Below are 14,464 nucleotides of genomic sequence, written 5' to 3' on the forward strand. Positions count from 1 at the left end.
ACAAACCCTCTTATTGTTCTGTCAGGGGGCGCACGCGCACGCCCTGTTCGAGCTGCGCCAGTTGCGCGGCGTCGTTGATGCCGAAACCGATCTGCGTGACCGCCAGCGCAGCAATCGCCGTGGCCGTGCGCAGGGTTTGTTCAGGCGTGTCGGCACTGAGCAAACCGTGAAGCATGCCCGCCAGCAGCGAGTCACCGGCACCGACCGTGCTGGCGACGCTGACCTTGGGCGGCGAGGCATGCAGCGCCGAGCCGACGCTGAACCAGTTCACTCCGTCGGCGCCGTGGGAGATCACCACATGGTCGATGCCCTGAGCATGCAGATGCGCCGCCGCTTGGACCTCGGCCGCGCGGGAAACCACTTCGCAACCGAGTGCATCGGCCAGCTCCTCGGTGTTCGGCTTGATCAGCCACGGCCTGGCCTGCAACGCAGCGCGCAACGCTTCGCCGCTGGTGTCGAGGGCGACTTTCAGACCGAGTTGATTCAGCCGTTCGATCAGTTCACGCAACCACTGCGCAGTCACACCACGCGGCAGACTGCCAGCGACCACCACCGCATCGTGCCCCGGTGCAATCTGCACCAGACGATCGAGCAACGCCTGTTGCGCCGCCGCATCAACTATCGGCCCCGGGCCGTTGATGTCGGTGATGCGCCCGTCGCGCTCAGCGATTTTGATGTTGCTGCGCGTCTCGCCCGGTACGCGAATGAATGCGTCAACAAAACCGCGTTTGGCGAACAGCGTTTCGAATGCTTGCAGGTTGTCTTCACCCAGAAAGCCGCTGACGGTCAGTTGATGGCCGAGGTCGGCCAGCACTTGGGCAACGTTCACGCCTTTGCCAGCAGCATGGGTGTGCATTTCGTCGCTGCGGTTGACCTGACCGGCCGTCAGCACCGACAGCTCGACCGTGAGGTCCAGCGCCGGGTTGAGGGTCAGGGTGAGAATCTTGGCCATTACAGGGCCTCCACTAATGCGCGCACTTCGTTGGCGCTGCCCACGCTGAGGGCTTGTTGGGCAACGGTTTGCGCCTGGGTCAGGCTAAGTTCGCGGATGCGCGCCTTGACCTCGGCAACGCTGCGCCCGGACACACTCAGTTCATCCACACCGAGGCCGACCAGCACCGGCACCGCCAGCGGATCGGCCGCCAATTCGCCGCACACGCCAACCCATTTGCCATGGGCATGAGCCGCACGCACGGTGATGTCGATCAGTTGCAGCACCGCCGGGTGCAAGCCGTCCGCCTGTGCCGACAGCGTCGGGTGACCGCGGTCGATGGCCAGGGTGTATTGCGTCAGGTCGTTGGTGCCGACGCTGAAGAAGTCGACTTCTTTGGCCAATACCGGTGCGAGCAATGCAGCGGATGGCACTTCGATCATGATCCCCAGTTGCAGATCAGCCACCGGGATTTCCAGGCGCAAGCGCTCGGTCATGTCGCGGGCCTGACGCCATTCGTCGACGCTACCCACCATCGGGAACATGATCCGCAGCGGCCGGTTATCCGCGGCCCGCAACAAGGCGCGCAATTGCGCTTCCATGATCTGCGGACGCTGCAACGTCAGGCGAATCCCGCGTACACCGAGGAACGGGTTTTCTTCCTTGGCGATCGGCCAGTAAGGCAGCGGCTTGTCGCCGCCAACATCCAGCGTGCGCACCACCAGCGGCCGCCCGGCGAGGCCATCGAGGACGCGGCGATATTCGGCTTCCTGCGTGGCTTCGTCCGGCGCTTGCGGGTGCGCCATGAAAATCAGTTCGGTGCGCAGCAAACCAATGCCTTCGGCGCCCTGCTCCACCGCGCTGATCACGCCAGCGCTTTCGCCAATGTTGGCGAACACTTCCACGGCGTGACCATCGGTGGTGTGCGCCGGTTGATGGCGTTGTTCGGCAGCGGCTTTAAGGCGTTGCTCGCGGGTGTCGCGTTCTTCGACGGCGCGTTGCAACGTTGCCGCATCGGCGTCGACATGCAGACGACCGCGTTGTCCGTCGAGCAGCAACGGCGTGCCCGGCGCCAGCAACAGCACTGCCGCGCCAGCGCCGACCAGCGCCGGAATGCCGAGGGCACGGGCGACGATTGCGCTGTGTGCGGTCGCGCCGCCGCGCGCGGTGAGAATCCCTGCCACGCGCGCCGGATCAAGCCGCGCGACGTCGGAGGGGCCAACCTCGTCCATCACCAGAATGTACGGCTGCTCAGGCTCGCTTGGCGTCTGCACGCCGCACAGCTGCGCCAGTACGCGACGACCGATGTCACGCAAATCCGCCGCACGTTCGGCGAGCAAGGCGTCCTGCAACGATTCCTGTTGTTTGGCGGCCGCTTCGATCACCGCCATCCACGCCGCTTCGGCGCTTTCACCTTGCTTGAGGCGCGTGTCGACTTCGTCGGTGAGTTCCGGGTCGTCGAGCATTTCCTGGTGGGTGATGAAAATCTCGCGGATCGCTTTGGCTTTGCTGCGTTCGATCAAACCTTGAATGTCGTTGCGCACGTCGCTGAGCGCTTGCTTGAGACGCTCGCGCTCGACGGCGGCGGATTCGCCACGCAACGGGTATTCGATGGTTTGCTGCACTTGAATATGCGCCGGGCCGATGGCGATACCCGGTGCGGCGGGGATCGCGTGCAACTGAGTGCCGGACGCCGGGGCGATCAGCACTTCGGCGATGTCGGCGAATACTTCACGCTGCTGGCTCACGGCGGGCAGCGGCTCGACTTCTTCACCGAGGCCTTCCTCGATGGCGGCGAGCAGCGCAGGCAAGGCATCGGCGGCGATGCTCGGTTCGGCGATCAGTTCCAGCACCTGACCGCGACGGGCGCCGAGGCTGAGCAGTTTGCTGAGGCTTTTAACCGACACGGCGCTGTCGTCACCGTCGACGATGCGCACGCGAATCTCACCGTCAAAACTCTTCGCCAGTTGCGCGAGGATCTTCGCCGGCCGCGCGTGCAAACCGTGGGCATTGGCCAGCGCGATACGGGCGCTCGGCCAGTCGACCGGCAACTCACCGCCGAGCACTTCAAGGACTTTACGGCTGCTGGTGGCCCGCCCCAATTCATGGCCGCGACCTTCGATGAGCAACGCACACAGGCGTTCCAACAGAGCCTGATGCGCCTCGCCGAGACTGGCCAGACAGAACAGACCGCTCAGTGGCTGACCGAGGTAACGCATCGGTTTATCCGGGGTGACAAACGCCAGGCCCGGACGCTTCACGGTTTGCTCGCTGTGCAGCCACCACAGGCCATCGCCCAATGGCAGCGCTTCGACTTGCTGCAATACCGCGGCGAAACCGTTGCTCACGCAATCTGCCTGGCGCAGCAGACGCGCACCACGCCAGACCAGTTCTTCAAAATCGTCAGCGGAAACGCCGAGGCCGATCATTTGCGCGTCGAGCGCCAGTTCCTGCGGTGCGCCTTGCAGCAGTTTGAGCAGCGCTTCAGGCGAACTGGCGCGACGCAGGGCCTGGCCCAGATCGGTCTCGCCGAGTGCACGGGTGAGCAGTTGCAGCAGGCGCAAGTGTTCGTCGGATTTGGCGGCAATGCCGATGGCCAGATAAACGATCTGGCCATCGCCCCAATCGACACCCTCGGGGAACTGCATCAGCCGCACGCCGGTGGTAAACACCAGCTCGCGGGTTTCAGGAGTGCCGTGGGGAATGGCAATACCTTGACCGAGAAAGGTCGAGCCCTGGGCCTCACGCGCCTGCAATCCTGCGAGGTATCCGTCAGCGACCAGACCATCGGCCACCAGATGACTGGCCAGCAATTGCAGAGCAGCGGGTTTATCCACAGCCGATTGGCCCATGGATATCTGCTCTATAGTGAGCTCGAGCATGCAATCTCCTTTTTGGCGATTTATGGCGCCAGGTATTGTTTTGAATTGTTTGCAGCTTAGGCGCTGTCGGCCATCCTTTTCAGGGGCAATTTTGGCGGTTTTACGGCAGAACCGGCCAAAGGCGTCTAAAACGTAGAAAATACGCTTGCTGAAACGTTTAATCTAGATTGATCGGCACGTTACTCGATAATGTCCCATCCTTGAAGTCCAACTTGTCGGATGCGCGTAGGCAATAAGTCGTCTGCCCTTATCGGGTAGGATTGGCGAAAATCTCGCGGCATGCTCGAAATAACAAGGAAATCCCGAGTTGAAACTCAGTGATATCGCGCGGTTGGCCGGAGTGTCCGTGACCACCGCGAGCTACGTCATCAACGGCAAGGCCGAACAGCAACGCATTAGCACCGCGACCGTCGAGCGAGTACGTGCGGTGGTCGATCTGCACGGCTTTACGCCCAACCCACAAGCCGCGGGACTGCGCAGCCGGCATACCCGCACTTTGGGTTTTATCCTGCCGGATCTGGAAAACCCCAGCTACGCGCGGATCGCCAAGCTGCTGGAGCAAGGTGCGCGGGCGCGCGGCTATCAGTTGCTGATCGCCAGCTCCGACGATGCGCCGGACAGCGAGCGCAAACTGCTGCAACTGTTTCGCGCGCGGCGTTGTGATGCGCTGATTGTTGCCAGTTGCCTGCCACCCGGTGATGACAGCTATCTTCAGTTGCAGGCCAAGGGGCTGCCGATCATCGCCATCGACCGGGTCATGGAGCCGGAGCATTTCTGCTCGGTGATCAGCGACGACCGCGAGGCCAGTCTGCACCTGACCCAGAGCCTGCTCGATCCGCAGCTTAAACAGATCGTGCTGCTCGGCGCCCGCCCGGAACTGAGCATCAGCCAGGAACGTGCCGCCGGTTTCAGACAGGCCCTCGTCGATTTCAAAGGCGAAGTGCTGGTCGAGCACGCCGAGTCCTTCAGTCGTGACTGTGGCAAGCAATTGATGGAAGAACTCCTGCAACGTCTGGGGCATTTGCCGGACGCGCTGGTAACCACGTCCTACGTGTTGTTGCAGGGGGTGTTCGACGCGCTGCATGACTTCCCGCTCAAGTCACGGCCGCTGCGCCTCGGCACGTTTGGTGACACGCAACTGCTCGACTTCCTGCCGCTGCCGGTCAACGCCATGGCCCAGCAGCATCAACTGATCGCCGACAAGGCGCTGGAACTGGCATTGGCCGCTGTCGAGCAGTCGCAATACCAGCCTGGCGTGCAAGCGATTGCGCGGACCTTCAAGCAGCGTATTCACCGGGACTGATCCGTGGAGCTGATCGACAGCCACACCCACCTGGACTTCCCCGACTTCGACGCCGATCGCTCGGCGCTGCTGGCCGAAAGCCGTGCCCTTGGGGTGCGGCGGATGGTGGTGCTGGGCGTCTATGAAGGGAACTGGCAGCGGGTGTGGGATCTGGTGCAGAGCGATTCGGATCTGTACGCGGCGTTCGGTTTGCATCCGGTGTATCTCGATCAGCATCGCCCCGAGGATTTACAGACCCTCGGCGATTGGCTGACGCGATTGCGCGACCATCGGCAGTTGTGTGCAGTCGGCGAGATTGGCCTGGATTACTTCATCGAAACGCTGGACCGCGAGCGGCAGCAGGCGTTGTTCGACGCGCAGCTACAACTGGCGGCGGATTTCGATTTGCCGGCGCTGATCCATGTGCGGCGCAGTCACGCGGCGGTAATTGCCACGCTCAAGCGTTTTCGTTTGAAGCGGGCCGGGATCATCCACGCGTTCGCCGGCAGCCGTGAGGAAGCACGGGAATACATCAAACTCGGTTTCAAACTCGGCCTCGGTGGCGCCCCGACCTGGCCACAGGCGTTGCGCATGCATCGGGTCCTGGCGGATTTGCCACTGGATTCGATTGTGCTGGAAACCGATTCACCGGACATGGCGCCTGCAATGTTTCCCGGCGTGCGCAACAGCCCGGCGCACTTGCCGGCGATTTGCTCAGCGCTCGCCGACCTGATGAATATCTCCCCTCAACAACTTGCCGCGGCCAGCACCGCCAATAGCTGCGCCGTGTTCGGCTGGTAGCTGGAAACACTTTCCCTTGTGAGAGCGAGCCTGCTCGCGAAGTCGGTGTGTCAGACGACAACAATCCCGCCGACAGATTGCATTCGCGAGCAGGCTCGCTCCCACAGGTATTCGAGCATCTCAAACGCGAAAAGCGCTGATCAGCTGTTTGAGCTCCACGACCTGGGCGGACAGTGCGCGGCTGGCGTCTTCAGTCTGGTGCGCACCTTGCGCCGTGCGCTCACCTGCCCGGTTGATCTCGACAATGTTCTGGTCAATGTCATGGGCCACCGCCGTCTGCTGCTCCACCGCAGCGGCGATTTGCTGGTTCTGATCGACGATCATTCCGACGGCGCCAAGGATGTTTTCCAGCGCCTGCTGAACCTTTTCCGACTGCCCGACCGTGCCGCTGGCCATTTGATGGCTGACACCCATCGCCTTGACCGCCGCACCCACGCCGCCGTGCAGTTTGGCGATCATCTGTTCAATTTCTTCGGTCGATTGCTGGGTGCGTTTGGCCAGCGTGCGCACTTCGTCCGCCACCACCGCAAAACCGCGTCCCTGCTCACCCGCACGCGCCGCTTCAATCGCCGCGTTGAGCGCCAGCAGGTTGGTCTGCTCGGCAATACTCTTGATCACTTCCAGAACGCGGCTGATCGCCTGGCTGTCACTGGCCAATTGGTTGATCACCAGCACTGACTGATCGATCTCGCTGGCCAACGCAGCAATGCTGCCCTGCTGCGACTCGACCAGACCACGACCGCTGATGGTTTCGTCATTCACGCTGTGGGCGCTGCTCACCGCCGCTGCGGCGCTGCGCGCCACCTCAAGGGATGTCGCCGACATCTGGTTCATCGCCGTGGCCACTTGTTCGATCTGCGAGCGTTGCCCGGCAACGGCCAGATTGCTTTGCGCCGACACACTTTCCACTTGCCCGGCCTGGCGTTCAACTTCGCCAACGGTTTGCCCGACCCGTTCAATCAAGTCGTGAATCTTCTTTACCGTGCCGTTGAACACTTCGCCCAACTCGCCTAATTCATCGCGGCTGCTGGCCTTGAAGTTGACGGTCATGTCGCCAGCCGCGACCTTGTCCATCATCGCGCCGAGGCGTTTGAGTGTGGTGCGGGTCGACGCGTAAAAGCCGCCATACAGATAGAAAATCAGCACAAACACCACTGACAGCGCCACAGCCTGCAAGACCATGTGAGTGCGGTTTTGCGTCAGGCGCTGCTGTAATTGCGTGTCGAGGAATTTCAGGGTGGCTTCGTTGAGCTGGTAGGTCTTGTCGATGAGCGCAGTAGTCTGGTCGTAAAACGCCTGCCACGGTGCATCGAGCGTGTCGGCCATCACCACTTGTTCTTCGAACAGTTCGCTCGCCTGCTTCAACGAGGTCTTACTAATGTCAGCCGAAGCGCTGAGCGTTTCGTGCGCGGCTTTGCTAGAGCCGAGGGCGTCCTGCAGTTTCAAGGCGTATTCGGCCTGGAGCTTTTCGATCTGCACCAGCAACTCGTCAAAACGGGTGCTCGACGAACTGTTGAGGAAACCCTGCCCCAGTGAATACGATCCCATGGCCCGGCCTTCACCGAGGGTTTGGGTCACAGTGGGCGTGATCAGGGTGACGAGTTCGCTGAGTTGACGGATGTCGCCCTGATTGTCGCGGCTCAGACCGGCCTGACTGGTGATGATCTGGCTGAAAATCTGCGCACTGGCCAACAATTTGCCGATCAACGCACTTTTGCTTTGCAGGGAGTTTTCCGCTTGCTGGGCCTTGAACGCCGCAATCATTTCATCGCGCTTGCCGTCGAACACCTTGATCTGTTCGGGGTCATCGGTCATTGCCGCCAAGCCTTCCAGGCGTGCCAGTACGGCTTGTTCGAGAGTGGTGATTTGCGATTCGACATTGCCAGCCTTGCCGGACTGGCCGAGGGTGACGTTGATCTGCACCAGATTGTTCAGGGTTTCCAGATCGCGGCGCAGGCTCAGGCTGCTGCCGAGCAGATCAAGGCTTTGCAGCTCGACCCGGGTGCCTTGGAATTCACGATAGGAATCGCGCACCAGATAGAAATTGGTCACCAGCATCGGCACCAGAAACAGCACGCTGATCAGGCTGAACTTCATGCCGAAGCTCAGACGATTCATCAGCGAGACGGCGGGATAGAGCAAGCTCTTCACTGGAAGTCTCCCTTGGTTTTTCTTGTTTTTATTGGCAGGCGCGCGGGTACAGCAGATAGCCACTATCGGGCGCCATCTCTGTATAGCTCAAATCGAAGGGAGGTTTTGTAACTTAAGGTTAACAGCGAAAAGATCGCAGCCTTCCCAGGAGGCCTAAGGCTACGATCTTTAGCTCTGGATTGAGAGTCAGTGAATCAATACCGTCCACAAGGCGAACCCGGCATACCACAACACCGCCGCCCGCAGCAGCAATTCCCACAGGCAATCGAGGGTGTTGACGCCTTCCGGGCCGACCGTCGGCGGCGGAATCTCCCCCGCCGCCAACCCGACCTTGTTGATCAGTTGCGCAGTGCTGATGTTCCAGTTCAGCAACTCATGCAGCATCACCCGGCTGACCGCAACGAAGTTGCCGACCAAGGCAAAACTCGCCGCCAACAGACGCACCGGCACCCAGTCAAAGGCATGGCGCAGTTGCGCGGCACGTTCGACCAGCGCCGGGTTCTGACCGTGCTCCTGGGCCAGCGCCAACAAGCGATAGGCCAATGCCGCCACCGGACCGAGCAGGAAATACCAGAAGATCACGGCGAAGAAGCTTTGATAGGCCTGCCACAACAAATGCTCCTGCACCCGATCGAGCAATTGCTCGCCGCTGTCGGCACAGATATTCAGATCGCGCTTGGCCACATGCGCCGCGGCTTGCAGATCCTCGCGCCGCCAGGCATCGCGAAACGGCCCGAGACCGCCGAGCAGGTCGCCGCGCCCCAGGCTATAAATCACCACCAGCAAATGCACCGGCAGGGCCAGCAAGCCGTACGCCACCGGCTCCAGCACCACCAGCAACAGGGCCAGCAACGCCACCGGCAGCAGCACCAGAATCGTCAGTACCAGCCATGGCTGTTTGGCCAGTCGCTCGCTGGTTTCGAGTTTGTTCAGTTCGCGAATCCATCCGCCATCGCGTTGAACCCGATGGCGCAGGGCCGAGAATTTCTCGATCCAGAGCGCCAGCAGTAACACCAGAAAACTCATTGTCCTTCCTCTTGTGCCAGGGCCGCGCGGTAACGCGCCCAGTCGAATGCCGGGCCAGGATCGGTCTTGCGCCCGGGTGCAATGTCGCTGTGCCCGCAAATGCGGGCGCCGGTGATAGCCGGAAATGCCGTCTGCAACTGACGGGTCAGCGCCGTCAACGCCTGATACTGCGCATCGGTGAACGGCAGATCATCGGTGCCTTCGAGCTCAATGCCCACGGAAAAATCATTACAGGTTTCGCGCCCTTCAAAAATCGACACGCCGGCATGCCACGCCCGCTCAAGACAGGAGACAAACTGGGTGACCTTGCCGTCACGTTCAATCAGAAAATGCGCCGAGACCCGTAAGTCGGCAATCCCTGCAAAGTAGGGATGTTCGGTGACATCCAGACGATTCTGGAAAAATTCCTGCACCTTGCCGGTGGCGAACTGCGCAGGCGGCAGGCTGATGTTGTGGATAACCAACAAGGAGATTTCGCCCGCAGGGCGCTCATTGAAGTTGGGCGATGGGCAAGTCTGCACCCCGTGACACCACCCGCTAGCGGGATCCAACTGCATACCGATTCCTTCAACGCCGACTGTGTTGGCGCCCAGTATGCCGTGATCGGCCCCCGGCGCGCGATCACTTGGCGCGATTGAGTCGCCGCAGATTGCCCAACACCGACTCCAGCGCCCGATCGAACAACAAGGTGTCGTCCAACGCACGCACCGCACCACGCTGGAACTCAAGAGCCAGGCCGATGCGACTGCGCTCCAGCACTTTCATGCCGGTACGGTCGACAAACACGTACTTGCCCGTCGCTTCTATGATTGCCGCGAGCTTGCAGCGCAGGGTGTTTTCATCGTCTTCCTGAAACGCAACCCAACTGCCCAGGTGCAATTGAGCCACCTGCTGCAGGCCTACGTCGTGATGGGACAGACGTGCCGAGGCTAGCGTCGTTTCACCCTCTTGCGCCATTGGCAAGACGATCTGCTGCGACACCTCGATCATCGCCGGCGCTTCGGCCTGAGCAGATCCACCGGTACGCTCGAGCACGCGCACATGCAGCGTTTCCAGCTCAGAGAAAAATTCGCTGGTGGCAAACGGATCGAATGCGCAGCGGGTCAGGCCATCGCGCAGCGACTTGAGCAACCCCGGCACCAGCGCCAGCAGATGCATGCCAGCCTCAGCATCGTCGTGGCGCTGAACACTCCAGATGAGTTGCTCCATGGTCTGCACATCAGCTTGCCATTCGGCGGACTGGTCGCCATGTTTGAGGCAGGTCAGCAGCAATACCTTGCTCCAGGCGTCCTGCACGAAGGTCACCACCGACGGCGGCAAGACTTTGCCCAACAGTGCCAGATTCAACGCATGCTCGACGCGTCGCCGCGCCAGCTCGGTTTTCGCCCGCCCCTCTTCCGCATCGCGCAGACGTTGCTCGAGGAGTTCGCTGCGCCGACGCTGATCACTGGTGAAAGCGAGGAAGTCAGCCAACAGTTCGGAGAATATCGCCGGATCATCGACAAAATCGGTCAGCAGGCGCTGCACCACTTGTTCGATGCGCAGATACAGACTGTCGCGCGCCTCGCTGTCGCAATCCCCCCAGCCCATGGCCGCATCGGCGATTTCATTGAGCAGACGCCGCGCCGGGTGGCTGCTGCGACTGAAGAAACTCTTGTCGAGTACCGCGACCTTGAGCATCGGAATCTGCAATCGGGCGATCAAGGCCTTGAGCGAGTCGGGCAGATTGCGGTCTTCGAGGATGCAGTCGAAGACCATGGCGATCAGGTTGATCACATCCTCATCAGCGCCTCCGACGATCCGCGATTTGCCAGTTCTGACGCTGACCCGCGTCAGCAGTTGTTCGAGCTGGTTACGCAGGTCGAAATCGTCCTGCGCCGCCAGCGCCGGTACATATTGCTGCAAATGCGAGAGCAGGCGCAGCAGGTCGCGCGTGCTGATCGGCTGGGCAGAGGCGCCTGATTCGAGGCTCGGCGCAACACTGCCGCGCACGTTCAACAGCAACTCCTGCAACGCAGCGAAAACTTCCTGGACACTCTCGTCCGCCGCTACGGGCTCGGCGCTTTCTTCGCGACTGATACTGGCCGCCGCACGATCAATCGCGCGTCGCGCCGGGGCCGGTTTCAGCTCGGGCAACACGCCGGTGGCGCTGAGCAACTGATTGGCTTCGGCATATAACTGTTCGGTATCGGCCAGTACATAGCGCTCGAACAGCTTGAGCAGGATCAGCTTGACCTTGATCTCAACGCCCAGATTACGGCCGGCCTGCAAAAAGAACTCACAGAGCAACGCCGGGCCGAGGGGGTTGTGTTGATCGGCAAAGGAATTATCCAGCAATGCGTTGAGGCGCGCGGTCAGTTGCCCCAAGGCGAAGCCATCACGCTTGAGCACGCGGCCGACCATGGTCTCCACGGCGACGGTGCGTTCCATGTCGTCGGTGCGAGGCGCGCAGTCTTCGAACAGCAACGGGTGCGGCAGCGTGTTGTGCGCGGGCTGGTATTGAGTGAGGCCGACAAAGGCTTCGAAGAACTGCTCGAGAAAGCCGCGCTCGATGTTTTTGCGTTTGAGGCGCAAGTCGCGCATCGCTTCAAAAAAGATGTTCTGCTCAACGTCGTTGCGTGCCCGGTCAGCCATTTCGAACAGGGTGTCGTCGGCATTGTCGAACAGCTCCTGCAACCCGTGGCGCAGTTGCTGGGCAGCCTTGTCGCGAACCTGAAGCAGAATCACAGGCAGGCGGGCGAGCGGCGAGTGATTCGCCTGATCGGCAGACGCCTTGTACAAAGGCACCACTTTCCCGTCGTTGTGCATCCAAGCCTCCTGAAACGGTGGTTCTTTCGGTGAGTCAGGACACCGCCCCTGTGAGAGCGAGCTTGCTCGCGAAGGCGATCCGTCGGTGACATCGCGGGCGAGTAATACCCCACATTCGCGAGCAAGCTCGCTCCCACAGGGTTCAACCCTTCAGCAAAAAAAGACGTCAACCCTATGACGTCAAATACAAGGCGGATTATCTTGCAAAAGATGTCCCCAGCGCCATAGGCGTCAGGGTTTCCCCTATGCCCGCCCAGTCACCCTCAACTGACCACGCCCCACTGGGGTTTACTCAAAGAAATCGACCAGCTGCGGCCAGGCACGCAAGTTCTTGCCTTGGGTTGGCTCGCGCCATGCCCCTATAATCGAATCACTTTGTTTGTGGAGCCCGTTATGCCGAATCTACGTCTCGCCGATTTGACCGCCGAAATCGAAGCCAACGTGCGCCGTGCGTTGCTCGAAGACATCGGCAGCGGCGACATCACCGCGCAACTGATCCCGGCCGAACGCCTGGCCAAAGCCACCATCATCACCCGCGACGACGCCGTTATCTGCGGCACGGCATGGGTCGATGCGGTGTTTCGCCAGCTCGATCCACGGGTGGCGGTGCATTGGCAGGTAATCGATGGCGAGCGGGTCAAACCCAATCAGCCACTGTTTCATCTGGAGGGCCCGGCCCGTTCGCTATTGACCGGTGAACGCAGCGCCTTGAACTTCCTGCAATTGCTTTCCGGTGTGGCGACTCGCGCGCAATATTTGGCAGACTTCGTGGGCGAGACTCAGGTCAAGCTGCTCGACACCCGCAAGACCCTGCCAGGCCTGCGTCTGGCGCAGAAATACGCCGTGACCTGTGGTGGTTGCCACAACCACCGCATCGGCCTGTACGACGCGTTTCTGATCAAGGAAAACCACATCGCTGCCAGCGGTGGGATCGCACAAGCCATTGCCGCCGCGCACAAGATTGCCCCGGGCAAACCTGTGGAAATTGAAGTGGAAAGTCTGCAAGAGCTGAAGGAAGCGCTGGAGGCCGGTGCCGACATCATCATGCTCGACGAACTGAGCCTGGACGACATGCGCGAAGCCGTGCGCCTGAACGGCGGCAAGGCAAAACTGGAGGCCAGCGGCGGCATCAACGAAAACACGCTGCTGCCGATCGCCGAAACCGGGGTGGATTACATCTCGATTGGCGCGATGACCAAGGATGTGAAGGCGGTGGACCTGTCGATGCGTCTCAGCCTTTAAACAGTAGCGGCAACTCCAGAGGTGCAAGCTGCAAGCCAAAGCTGTTGCGCTTTGACTTGTCGCTTGCGGCTTGGAGCTGGTAGTTCTCGTCAAACGACGAGATTGTTCATCTCGCAATACTCTTCCCACTCGACGCCAAGCACTTCAGCCGCCTCCTTGTGCAGAACAAGGCGCTGGGCCTCGAACTCCTCCGGCGTGCTTGTGTACTTGAGCGTCAGCTCCCACGGCTGCAAGCCCTGGGATTCAGCTTCGTCTTCGAACGCCCACTGGATCTGATCTTTCTGATCATCGGCACTCAAGTCCTTGATCTCCTCCTTCAGATCGGGCACGTCCAGAATGTACTTTTCCAGCGCTTGTTCGTGGCGTTGCTCTTGAGTTAATTCGGTCATGTCGTTCTCGCTGATCATAGGAATGGAAGATGGATCTGGATCATCAAGGATCTCTCTGACGCGGATTGTCCGGCCTTCGGAACCATTCGGGATCATCTGAAAACTGCAGGGCGATGCTCATGCAGGCACCGAATATAGGACGTTTGCATGAGGAATTACACGGCTCTTTACATCTCTCTCACAAAAAGCTGACCTGCGGAACATAAATGCCGATTCCAAGTCATAGCGATGTGCCACTTCGGCACTCATCCGCTGTTCACAAGGAAAACCAGTGATGCGCAGCTTTTTGAAAGTTTCTTCTGTTGTGTCCACGACTGCTCTGATCGCCGCTCTGGCGTTGCCGGCAAGCGCAATGGCTGTTGAGTTGAGCAACAGCAGCCCGTCCTATGGCGACAAGGTTCCTCTGATTCACAACGATTACGGCAAAGACGTCGTCATCCGAAGTGACATCAGCATCGATGAATTGAAAAAGATGCGTGACACCGTCAGCGATCAATCGCGCCAGATCGAAGAACTCAAGCGCAGCAGCGGCTCCAGTTCCAGCTCCAGCGGCAAGGAACTCGACGAGTTGAAGAACAAGGTCAAAGAACAGGATCGTGAATTGGATACTCTCGGCCGCCAGGTTGAAGAGCTCAAGCGCAACAGTGGCTCAAGCTCCAATTCGAGCAGCGGTGAGATTTCAAACCTGAAGCAGAAGATCAACGATCAGGACCGAGCGATGGACCAGCTCAAACGTACCGTCGAGGATCTGAGCCGCAAGGTGAAATAAAGGGGATCGTGCCCGAGACAGGAATCGAACCTGCGACCTTCGCGTTACGAGTGCGCTGCTCTACCGGCTGAGCTACACGGGCGGTGGAGTAAACCTAGCACCGGTTTTCACAAACGCAAAGTTCGCAGCGCCTGCATGGCTCACCGCAGGCTGCGATGTTTTATGGTTTTCCACAGACAAAAA

Annotated in this window: 11 protein-coding genes and 1 tRNA gene; 4 read left to right on the forward strand and 8 right to left on the reverse strand. The window is 60.3% G+C overall.

Features of this window, described 5'->3' with window-relative positions; all coding sequences use genetic code 11:
- Window positions 1-10 precede the first annotated feature (10 nt).
- Window positions 11-952 (reverse strand): 1-phosphofructokinase, encoded by a 942-nt coding sequence (gene pfkB / locus H8B20_RS23625; protein WP_210624782.1) that lies wholly within the window; start codon window positions 950-952, stop codon window positions 11-13.
- The gene (ptsP, locus tag H8B20_RS23630) at window positions 952-3,813 is read right to left on the reverse strand and encodes a phosphoenolpyruvate--protein phosphotransferase (protein WP_210624783.1); all 2,862 of its coding nucleotides are present in this window, start codon (window positions 3,811-3,813) and stop codon (window positions 952-954) included. Before ptsP ends, pfkB begins: the two co-directional genes overlap by 1 nt.
- A 307-nt stretch (window positions 3,814-4,120) precedes the next feature.
- On the opposite strand from ptsP, the gene cra reads away from it, so the two are divergent.
- Window positions 4,121-5,116, forward strand: coding sequence for a catabolite repressor/activator (cra, locus tag H8B20_RS23635; protein ID WP_042557606.1), 996 nt, complete (start codon window positions 4,121-4,123; stop codon window positions 5,114-5,116).
- Window positions 5,117-5,119: 3 nt separating this feature from the next.
- Window positions 5,120-5,896: a TatD family hydrolase gene (locus H8B20_RS23640; RefSeq protein WP_210624784.1), complete on the forward strand. Its 777-nt coding sequence runs from the start codon at window positions 5,120-5,122 to the stop codon at window positions 5,894-5,896.
- Between the two features lie 120 nt (window positions 5,897-6,016).
- On the opposite strand, the gene H8B20_RS23645 is transcribed toward H8B20_RS23640, so the two are convergent.
- From H8B20_RS23645 to H8B20_RS23660, 4 genes are all read right to left on the reverse strand, one after another.
- Window positions 6,017-8,047, reverse strand: coding sequence for a methyl-accepting chemotaxis protein (locus tag H8B20_RS23645; RefSeq protein WP_210624785.1), 2,031 nt, complete (start codon window positions 8,045-8,047; stop codon window positions 6,017-6,019).
- Between the two features lie 186 nt (window positions 8,048-8,233).
- Window positions 8,234-9,073 carry a regulatory signaling modulator protein AmpE gene (ampE, locus tag H8B20_RS23650; RefSeq protein WP_210624786.1) on the reverse strand — a complete coding sequence of 280 codons (840 nt, stop codon included), beginning with the start codon at window positions 9,071-9,073 and terminating at the stop codon, window positions 8,234-8,236.
- Window positions 9,070-9,630 (reverse strand): 1,6-anhydro-N-acetylmuramyl-L-alanine amidase AmpD, encoded by a 561-nt coding sequence (gene ampD, locus H8B20_RS23655; RefSeq protein WP_042557602.1) that lies wholly within the window; start codon window positions 9,628-9,630, stop codon window positions 9,070-9,072. Before ampD ends, ampE begins: the two co-directional genes overlap by 4 nt.
- A gap of 64 nt (window positions 9,631-9,694) precedes the next feature.
- Window positions 9,695-11,881, reverse strand: coding sequence for a DUF1631 domain-containing protein (locus H8B20_RS23660; protein ID WP_210624787.1), 2,187 nt, complete (start codon window positions 11,879-11,881; stop codon window positions 9,695-9,697).
- Window positions 11,882-12,274: 393 nt separating this feature from the next.
- Here H8B20_RS23660 and nadC point away from each other — a divergent pair, with 393 nt between their 5' ends.
- On the forward strand, window positions 12,275-13,123 hold the full coding sequence (gene nadC / locus H8B20_RS23665) for a carboxylating nicotinate-nucleotide diphosphorylase (protein WP_042557600.1): 849 nt from the start codon (window positions 12,275-12,277) through the stop codon (window positions 13,121-13,123).
- 89 nt (window positions 13,124-13,212) lie between these two features.
- Here nadC and H8B20_RS23670 read toward each other — a convergent pair whose 3' ends face one another.
- Window positions 13,213-13,512, reverse strand: a complete 300-nt coding sequence (locus tag H8B20_RS23670; protein ID WP_042561953.1) for a DUF6388 family protein — start codon at window positions 13,510-13,512, stop codon at window positions 13,213-13,215.
- 274 nt (window positions 13,513-13,786) lie between these two features.
- On the opposite strand from H8B20_RS23670, the gene H8B20_RS23675 reads away from it, so the two are divergent.
- The gene (locus H8B20_RS23675; RefSeq protein WP_210624788.1) at window positions 13,787-14,281 is read left to right on the forward strand and encodes a hypothetical protein; all 495 of its coding nucleotides are present in this window, start codon (window positions 13,787-13,789) and stop codon (window positions 14,279-14,281) included.
- A 9-nt stretch (window positions 14,282-14,290) separates the two neighbouring features.
- On the opposite strand, the gene H8B20_RS23680 is transcribed toward H8B20_RS23675, so the two are convergent.
- Window positions 14,291-14,363 (reverse strand) — tRNA-Thr (locus H8B20_RS23680).
- Between the last annotated feature and the right edge of the window lie 101 nt (window positions 14,364-14,464).

The organism is Pseudomonas sp. P42, from assembly GCF_017973755.1.
GTDB classification, from domain to species: Bacteria; Pseudomonadota; Gammaproteobacteria; order Pseudomonadales; family Pseudomonadaceae; genus Aquipseudomonas; species Aquipseudomonas iridis.

What these genes read in the sequence shown, in the direction of transcription:
- nadC (WP_042557600.1), top strand. Translation starts at nt 12,275, where the DNA reads ATGCCGAATCTACGTCTCGCCGATTTGACCGCCGAAATCGAAGCCAAC.
- ampD (WP_042557602.1), bottom strand. Translation starts at nt 9,630, where the DNA reads ATGCAGTTGGATCCCGCTAGCGGGTGGTGTCACGGGGTGCAGACTTGC.
- H8B20_RS23675 (WP_210624788.1), top strand. Translation starts at nt 13,787, where the DNA reads ATGCGCAGCTTTTTGAAAGTTTCTTCTGTTGTGTCCACGACTGCTCTG.
- H8B20_RS23670 (WP_042561953.1), bottom strand. Translation starts at nt 13,512, where the DNA reads ATGACCGAATTAACTCAAGAGCAACGCCACGAACAAGCGCTGGAAAAG.
- pfkB (WP_210624782.1), bottom strand. Translation starts at nt 952, where the DNA reads ATGGCCAAGATTCTCACCCTGACCCTCAACCCGGCGCTGGACCTCACG.
- H8B20_RS23660 (WP_210624787.1), bottom strand. Translation starts at nt 11,881, where the DNA reads ATGCACAACGACGGGAAAGTGGTGCCTTTGTACAAGGCGTCTGCCGAT.
- ptsP (WP_210624783.1), bottom strand. Translation starts at nt 3,813, where the DNA reads ATGCTCGAGCTCACTATAGAGCAGATATCCATGGGCCAATCGGCTGTG.
- ampE (WP_210624786.1), bottom strand. Translation starts at nt 9,073, where the DNA reads ATGAGTTTTCTGGTGTTACTGCTGGCGCTCTGGATCGAGAAATTCTCG.